The sequence below is a fragment of the Cupriavidus sp. BIS7 genome, from assembly GCF_000292345.1.
Taxonomy (GTDB): domain Bacteria; phylum Pseudomonadota; class Gammaproteobacteria; order Burkholderiales; family Burkholderiaceae; genus Cupriavidus.
Genome location: NZ_ALOU01000067.1, coordinates 1 through 1149, shown reverse-complemented (window position 1 = coordinate 1149; position 1149 = coordinate 1). Strand labels below are relative to the sequence as shown.

The 1149-nt window shown below is 64.0% G+C and carries 1 protein-coding gene; it reads left to right on the top strand.

The genetic code is table 11. The features are described from left to right. Positions 1–869 (top strand): IS110 family transposase (locus tag B552_RS0121665; RefSeq protein ID WP_019451154.1); only part of this gene is annotated, 869 nt, incomplete at its 5' end. Positions 870–1149 lie beyond the last annotated feature (280 nt).

Sequence of the window (1149 nt, the reverse complement as noted above, 5' to 3'; positions counted from 1 at the left end):
AGGCGTGTGGCGGCGCACACTGGTGGGCGCGCAAGCTCCAGAGTCTTGGCCATCAGCCGGTCCTGATCCACCCACGCTACGTGCGCGCGTTCGTTCGTACCAACAAGACGGACGCGGCCGACGCCCGGGCAATCTGGACGGCAGCACAACAACCCGACATGCCGGCCGTGGCCGTCAAGAGCGAAGCGCAGCAGGCTTTGCTGGCACTGCACCGGATACGCGAGGGTCTGGTGCAGACACGCACCCGGGAATGCAATCAACTGCGGGGATTGTTCGGCGAATTTGGTCTGTGCTTTGCCAAGGGGCGCATGGCCTTGCTCGCCGAGCTACGCCAACGCCGGGCCGAGATCGAGCAGGCCATTCCTCCCACGCTGTTGCGGGCCATCGAGCGGCAACTGATGGCGTTGCGTCAACTCGATGAGCAGATCCAGCTGCTGGAGCGGGACATCACGGCGTGGCTTCAATGCGAGCCTGCCGCCCAAACCGTGGAGGAAATCCCTGGCATCGGCGCGATCACCGCCACCGCACTGGTCGCGACCATGGGCTCTGCCCAGGCCTTCCGCTCAGGCAAAGCCTTCGCGGCCAGCCTGGGGTTGGTTCCCACTCAGTCTGGCACGGGCGGGAGTGTGCGTCTTGGGCACATCAGCAAACGCGGTGATCCGTACTTGCGACGACTACTGATCCATGGGGCGCGCGTCGTGCTGACGCGCTCGAGGCACCGGCCGGCGTGGGCCGACGCTTTGCTGGCGCGACGCCCCACGAATGTGGTGATAGTGGCCCTGGCCAACAAGATGGCTCGAATGGCCTGGGCGCTGCTTGCCCATGGACGAAAATATGATCCCGGCTATGTGAGCCAGCGACCCGCCTGAAAGGACTCAGGCTGGATCGCTGCCCCCCCCCTTGGATACCCTTCACGGCTGCACAGGCGAGAGACAAGTCAATGGCGAAACAGGTCGGACCGTGGGAGCCCAAACCTGGTACTCCCCTTGGGCCATGAGCCCGCGGGAGAGATGAGGACGTTCCCAGCTGCTTCCATTGAGGCCCGCGGCCAGATCCGCACAAGGCCGGATATAAGACCGCAGCCGATTCTAAGACGCCATGAAACTACTTCAGACCTTTGCATCCGGGGCGGTGTTCATATAAGGGGAG